Source organism: Mesorhizobium loti CJ3sym (genome assembly GCF_000472785.1).
In the GTDB taxonomy this organism is placed as follows: Bacteria; Pseudomonadota; Alphaproteobacteria; order Rhizobiales; family Rhizobiaceae; genus Mesorhizobium; species Mesorhizobium loti_E.
Genome location: NZ_KI421462.1, coordinates 330,787 through 337,993, shown reverse-complemented (window position 1 = coordinate 337,993; position 7,207 = coordinate 330,787). Strand labels below are relative to the sequence as shown.

The following is a 7,207-nucleotide window of genomic DNA, read 5'->3' as shown; positions in this document are numbered from 1 at the left end:
CACCGTGTTCGGCGCATTGGTGAACGCCGGGGCGGAAATGCCGCTTAGCGGTGTCATCACTTCCGGCAATCGGACAAATCTTTTACACGGATCCTATACCGACCGGCAATTGGAGCGTGGCGATACGGTCTATCTTGAGCTCAGCGGGATTCATCGACATTACTGGGCACGTTTGATGCGTACCGCCATTGTTGGGCTGCCCAGCGCTGAGCAGCAGCACATCGCTGAGACAATCATCCGCGTGCAAGACGATGCCATCGCGTTGATGCGGCCGGGCACACCAGCCAGTGTGATTGACCGAGCTTGCCGCGAGCCGCTGCTGGCAACGGGGCTGCGCAAGACATATACCAACCGTTCCGGCTATTCGCTTGGTCTCAACTACCGCCCCTCCGCCGGCGAATTTATCCGCGAGTTCGTGCCGGGCGTGGAATGGGTCCTGGAGCCGGGAATGGTGTTTGATATGCTGATGATGGCAGGCGGGATGGGCTTCAGCGACATGGTGCTGGTGACGGAACAAGGCCCGGAACGCCTAACCTGCATGGAGCGCAAGCTCTTCTCGTGCACCTGAAATCCCAGAAGATGGCTAAACTCATGCGACCGGTCATAGGTATCGTTAGCAATGTAAACAAGAACAAGGGAGGGCAGGAGGTTACTTTTGTCCGGCTCCCCTATCTGCGCCAATCGAAAAAGCTGACGCACTTCCGATCATCTTGCCCTAAGTTCAAGGCAGACAAAGCGAGCGCGGCACTGAACCGTATTGCTTACTAGTTATGCAGATTTTTTGTGGTCATTTCATTCACCAGAGAACGAGGAGTGCTCAAGTGAGAGCGATAACTGAACTCGCGAACTTCGTTAGCAGCTACCCGGCCTCTGCGCTGCCGACGGCCACACGGCGTACAATCTCGTCGCTAATGCTAGATCTTATCGGTGCCACAGCTGCGGGCCTGCGATCGCTGTTAGCTCATGCCGCCCGACAGACGGCGTTGGAAGCGTATGGCGAAGGCCCGATCAGTATTTGGTTGACTGACGATCACTCTAGCGTGGTCGGCGCCGCGATGGCGAATAGCGCTGCCGCGAGCTCACTGGATATCGATGATGGTCACCGCGGCGCAGGAGGTCACGCTGGTGCCGGCGTCATTCCCGCGGCCTTGGCAGTGGCTCAAGCTGTTGACGCGTCGGTCCCCGAAACGATGGTTGCAATCGGGCTCGGATACGAAATTGGTCTCCGAATTGCGAGCTCTCGTCCGGTTACGACAATCGATACGTATGCGACCGGACGCTGGGTCGCCTACGGCGCTGCAGCTGCAGCTTGCCGTCTCCTGGGCTTAGGTGCAGCAGAAACCGCTCATGCATTGGCGATTGCCGGATCCGAAGGACCAATTGTCTTCTTAACCGCAAGCTCCAAGTTCGAGGGTACCACGATCAAGGAAGGGATCCCCCCTGCCGTGGTTGCAGGTATTACCGCGGCCTACCGCGCGTGGGCAGCCGCAACTGGACCTCTTGATCTTCTTGATGACAATGATCGTTTCACTCGCCATGTCCTGACAAACAATCTTGGGTCGTCGTGGGAAGTACAAAAATGCTATCTTAAGCCATATTCATGCTGCCGCTATATCCACGCGGCTATCGATGCAATCCTTGCCATGCGTCGGGACGGGCAAGAGATCCGCAAGCTGCGCATCGAAACGTTCCCCCAAGCAATGCGCCTTGCAAACGAGCGCGCGCCCAGCACGTTGGAGGGGGGGCAGTACAGCTTCTATTTTAGCTGCGCGGTGGCGGCTTTATACGGCCGCGAAGCTCTACAGCCTTTTCAAATGGAGCGTCTTGCTGACGCACGTGTTCTCGACTTGGCCGCGCGTATTGAGCTTGAGCCGTCGCCCGATTTTGCTTCCGCGTTTCCAGTAGGAACGCCTGCCCGCGTCGTCATCGATCAGGGGAACGGCCCGGAAGAGATGATCGTGCTGCATCCCTTGGGGGATGTCGCCAACTCGTTATCCAGCGACCAGGTCGCGGAGAAGTTCAAGAACATCGCCCGAAAGAACGTTCACCCGCGGTGGCAGGACGAGATCCTCGCGGCGACAGCTAGCCTTGAAACTGCAGGCATTCCGCGCCTTCTGACCGCCCTGTTGCCACCAGACGCCCGAAACTTAGAATAACAACGCGCCGACGGAGACACGGCGCAGGAGCTAGCCTAATCTTCCGGTTTGCTTCCAAGCAACCGATTGTATTGCTTAGCAAAAAGATGATTAAGATGACGTTGACTCACGCCCACATAATACGCCATCGAGGCGCGATCGAACGGGTTGTTTTATCGGAGCCTGAGCAACCACGTGAGCCAGATCACACATCGCCTGGTACATACTGGACGCTGCTTCATGATCAAGGAAATGGAGGGCTGCTCCTCCCCGCCGTTCGATACCAAATGTCGACTGCTGGCGGAACCGGCCAAGATCCCGATCCACCTCAATTGTGCTGGCATCTGCCTGCATTCCATTTTCGATCATCACCTTGCGAGCGAGGAATGGCGAATCGACGACATGGTGCTGAAAACGATTCGCACCTGGCCGGAGGGTCACTCGGCAGTGCCCATACCAATGATTTGGTTATGTATGGCCGTGTCATCATCGACAATGATTTAGTGGACTTCGCGGGTGATGGCGCACCATCTCGACGTCGGCGCTACGACTATGGCGACATGGGGCTGCCCGGTGCGAAGAGAATCTTGCCGGGGCACGAATCAATCCGTTTGGCAATCTGGCCGACAGCAACGTCCACCACACGCCTCCCTCGCTACTGCCGATTCTGCAGGACCGGGCAAGGCGATAGGTCTCGCATTGGCGAAACTCGCATCCGACAGGGATGGAAGCTTCGCGGCCGAAACGTGGCCCGATCCCGTCCAAGATCGCGCTGGCCGCCGCGCTTCGGCGCGCTAGCGAACGCACCATAATGCGAGCCATCAAAGTGGCAATCGACCCGGACGGATTCTGAATCCGGACGTCCTGAATAGTCTTCTAAAGGCGTATCAAAAAGGGATCGAAATGGAGAAGGAACTACATTTTGAGCGGTCCGAGTTTGCGACACGCGTGACGAGCGTGAAGAAGGAGATGGAAAAGCGGGACATAGACACCCTTCTGCTTTCCGAGCCGGCCAACGCCAATTACTTGACCGGCTACGACGCCTATTCATTTTACGTTCCGCAGATGGTGGTGGTGGCTCTCGACCGCGAAGAGCCGATTTGGGTCGGACGGGGTATGGATGGCATTTCCGCCTTCATGACCACTTATCTGTCCGACGACAGCATCCGTACTTACGCTGATGCATATGTGCAGTCGGCTCTCAGTCCGTATGACTTCGTCGCGGAGATTGTGAAGGAAATCGCTGGCCGGAAAACGAGGGTCGGCGTCGAAATGGGCGGTTACTACTACTCCGCGCGTGCACATTCCGACCTGATGAAGGCATTGCCTGAGGCCACCTTCATCGATGCGGACTTGCTGGTGAACTGGATACGTCTGGTGAAGAGCCCGGCCGAGGTGGCACTCATGCGACAGGCCGGCCGTATCGCTGAAGCGATGATGTACCGTGCCGTCGATACGATCGAACCGGGTGCCCGGGAGTGCGACATTGCTGCTGTCATTTATCATCAGATGATGGCGGGTACGCCCGAGTTCGGCGGAACCTATACGTGTTCGCCGCCCTATCTTTGCGTCGGCGAGAAGGCTCTGGCTCCGCATGCCGCGTGGACCGACAAGCCGTTGCTACCGTCCACCATCGTCAATCTCGAGCTCTTCGGAAATCGCCATCGCTACCAGGTCAATCTGGCTCGCACGATTTGCGTCGGCAAACCGAGCCCGAACTATCAAAAGCTGGCGGACGTCGTCGTGGAATCTCTGAATGCAGGGCTGGACGCCGTAGCTCCCGGCAAGAGCGCCGAGGAAGTCCACGCCGCGTTTGCCAAGACGCTTGCTAAGCACGGGCACGAGAAGGATTCACGTCTCGGCTATTCGCTCGGTCTTGGGTATCCGCCAGCGGTGGGCGAAAAAACCGTCAGTCTTCGCAAGGGGGACAAGACAGTGCTTCGACCGGGTATGTGCTTCCATATGATGTCGGGGCTTTGGCTCGAGAACGACGGTATCACCATTACTCAACCGTTTGTCGTTACCGAGACCGGGCACGAACCCCTGACCAAAATACCGCGCCAGCTGTTCGTTAAGTAGGCAAAACAACGAAGTTTTAACGACAACGTGGCTCCGAGATTCGGGTGACCTGACGCCTGACGCCTACTCATGCATGCAACGAAGAAATGGTCTTCTTTGAAGGCGTGGGGGCCTTCGTCTGTCAAAGCGGATAGGTATGAAAAAGACAAAAGTGGCGGTAGCTCGCAAGATCGCGGTTCTGCTCCACTGCCTCTGGGTTGACGGCACCAGCTTTGAGTGGGGCGGCGAACTGACAGATCTGCACTCGATCCCAATCGCGGGCCTGTTTCCGGAACCCGTGATGTCCCGCCGGGACGGTGCTTGTGGTGACCTCGTTGAATCGGCTGACGTCGACTTCGAACCTCGTTGCACACGTTGAGGCGCCCAACCCGAACATGATCATGAGGCATTCGACCTCGGAAAGGACCATGACCCCGGCGATGAGAGCGAAACTCGGATTGACAACCACCCGCAATTAAAGGCCGATTCACACTCCAAGACCCTGCCCTTGCCCTTGTTCGCTGCGGCCGCATAGCGAACCCTGACCCCATTGAAGACACCATGCGAATAGCATGCGTCATCTTCGCCGTCATGATGCCTCCATCGTGGTGAGAGCCTCATGGCGGTATTCCTCTTCACGGGTAACATTTTAGGTGAGGCAACCAAGCAGCGCAGTAACATTTTCCTTGAGGCAACGCGACAGTCGCCGCCTACAGCTACGGGCGTAGGCTCAAGACCCTCACGCCGTAGGGAGTTTATCTGCAAGGCATGTGCCTCTCAGCCCAAACGCTTCAAACTCAATCCGCTCCAGAAAATACCGGGACTTCTCTATTCGGCGTGTTGAAGTCAATCGGTTTCAAGTCTTCCATTACCGCCGATAATCCACCATTCTGACCGCGGCGTGTAAGGCGGATTCAAATGGTCATTGCAACACCGATTGTGTTCACTCATGGCAGCAGCACGTCAAGGGCCTCTCTGGCGTTTTCCAAACCAGCGTCTTTCTCGGTCGGGCATTGAGGGCCAGTTAGCGAAACCCTTGTCCCGCTTTTGCGAAATCCGCAGGCAAGCTCCACCCAGCTTCTGCTGCCCAATGATTCCGCCAAGAAGCATAGTTTGCGGCCGGTTCCACCGCTTTCGCCGCGAGAGCTTGTCGAGACGCTCAACCATCATCTGGTCATGAAAGACCGCGAGTAGGTCGGCCGAGGCCAGCCCTTCGGCGGCGGTGATCGACAGCGCTCGAGCGTTTCTTCGATTCGATCAACCGGATCCGCTACCTTGCCAAGAACTTCGAGGCCACCATCGCCTCGCCGGGACCTTCCTCTACGCCGCATCAGTCATACTACGCACGCGTCCCAGTTTGAGTTTCTAGTCGGACTGCAAGGAATTTCACCAAAGCGATTGAACAGGTTCGGCACCGAACGAAGCTGCTTTGCGGCCGCTCCCCCCGCGCGATTGAGTCGCAGAATCAATTGGCCACGCTCTTCGAGCCAGCGGGATGGTCACTACGCGATTTTTCTTCTGGTTTCCGTTGAGGTCACGGGAGAAAAACTTGAACTGTATCCCAAAGCGTTCGGGCATCGGAATTAGCTAAATTCACCTCAAGGCCTGGACGGGCCCGATCATTTAATGTGACAACAACAATGAAAAATAATAGCAAAAGTTTAACAAGAAATCAGGTGAAAATCGAAAGATAGAAATATATATTGATCAAAGGAGGTTGCCTTTCTTGAGAGATGCTGGAATTAGTGGCGGATCCTGCCTGATCTGCGGCGGTCCGGGCGAAATTCTCGGCAGACAAGTCGTAGCGGAAACTGGCCAGCTCACACATTAGCGGAGAATACATGAGCGCCGTTGATAAACAGAACGCACTCCGACAAGCTGCGCAAATGCGGATTAAGGCGTCACATGCGCTCAAGGGTGACGCCAATCTATTGGCGCAGCACTATTTTGAATGGGCAGACTCCTACGAGTTGGATATGGACCGCGAACGCTACAGCGGCCCCTCGATCGTGGCAGAAATGGCGGGCGCCTTACAGGCTGCGTATATTGGCGGTGATAGAGCAGCCACCGCAGTTCTAGACGCGGGGTGCGGTACAGGCTTGGTTGGCGTGCAACTGGACCATATCGGCTTCCGCTTCATCGTCGGCTTCGATCTCTCGGAAACAATGGCCGAAATGGCGCGCCAAACCGGGGTTTATCGCCACGTTGAAGGCGAGATTGACCTAAACAGGTCCCTCTCAGAATACGCGAGCGCGAGCTATGATATGATTGTCTGCTGCGGCGTCTTCACACTTGGACATGTCCACCCGGATGGGCTGCGCGAGCTTTCGCGCCTCACGCGACCGAACGGATTCGTAATTGCTAGCACCTGCAAGAGCTATACGCAGGCAATGTCGTTTGAAGACGAGGTGCTGCGTCTGCAGGAGGCGAGCGTCCTTGCGCCGGCACAGTGTTTGAACGACGGCAGATTCCTCGATGGCGAGGATGCGCATTACTGGGCTTTGCGAGTGCTCGAGAAGTCAACAAAGCAGCGACGATGACCTGCCGATCTGCCCGAGTGACGCCGATGCCAACACAAGGGCAGCGAGGAGGACGGAGCAATGGCCTCCAGGACGGAAACGAAGAACGAAACGAGAGAGTCGCGTTTTGCTGCTAATGTCGAGACGCTCGTCTCGGCACTGGGTCAAACTGACCGGGTGGCGCCAGCACGGGGCTGCTGCTTTTTGCTGGGCGAGCGGAGGAGCGTTGAGCCGATGGCGGCGCGGTGGAGCTTGGTCGTGTCCAGGCTACGCCCCAGTCTCCGCATCACGTCGTGGCGAAGAGCGACTGGTCGGACAATGCCGTGCTTGGCATCGTGCGGGCGCAGGTTCTGCCGGCCGTTGAGCGTAGGGACCGATCCGCGCTTTGATCGTCGACAACAGTCTAACGAGGGTTGCGCGCCTGCCACACCAGTAATCACATCAACACGCAATAATGGTCACCTTCGTAACCGTCTTGATGACCGGCATCGCTGT

General features: G+C 56.9%; 5 protein-coding genes and 2 pseudogenes. All 7 read left to right on the top strand.

Going from position 1 to position 7,207, the window contains the following annotated elements:
- Positions 1-568: M24 family metallopeptidase (locus A3A9_RS0137995; protein WP_027062613.1), on the top strand; the 568-nt coding region annotated here is incomplete at its 5' end.
- A 253-nt stretch (positions 569-821) separates the two neighbouring features.
- Positions 822-2,156, top strand: a complete 1,335-nt coding sequence (locus A3A9_RS0137990; RefSeq protein WP_027033285.1) for an MmgE/PrpD family protein — start codon at positions 822-824, stop codon at positions 2,154-2,156.
- A gap of 219 nt (positions 2,157-2,375) precedes the next feature.
- Positions 2,376-2,639, top strand: a complete 264-nt coding sequence (locus tag A3A9_RS0137985) for a hypothetical protein (RefSeq protein ID WP_027033286.1) — start codon at positions 2,376-2,378, stop codon at positions 2,637-2,639.
- Between the two features lie 399 nt (positions 2,640-3,038).
- Positions 3,039-4,214, top strand: a complete 1,176-nt coding sequence (locus A3A9_RS0137975; protein WP_027033287.1) for a M24 family metallopeptidase — start codon at positions 3,039-3,041, stop codon at positions 4,212-4,214.
- A gap of 63 nt (positions 4,215-4,277) precedes the next feature.
- Positions 4,278-4,437 (top strand): annotated as a pseudogene (locus A3A9_RS46245) (IS110 family transposase); the annotation flags it as partial.
- Between the two features lie 1,597 nt (positions 4,438-6,034).
- Entirely contained in the window at positions 6,035-6,733 is a 699-nt protein-coding gene (locus A3A9_RS0137960) for a class I SAM-dependent DNA methyltransferase (RefSeq protein WP_027033289.1), read from the top strand.
- Between the two features lie 60 nt (positions 6,734-6,793).
- Positions 6,794-7,115 (top strand): annotated as a pseudogene (locus tag A3A9_RS46240) (transposase); the annotation flags it as partial.
- Positions 7,116-7,207 lie beyond the last annotated feature (92 nt).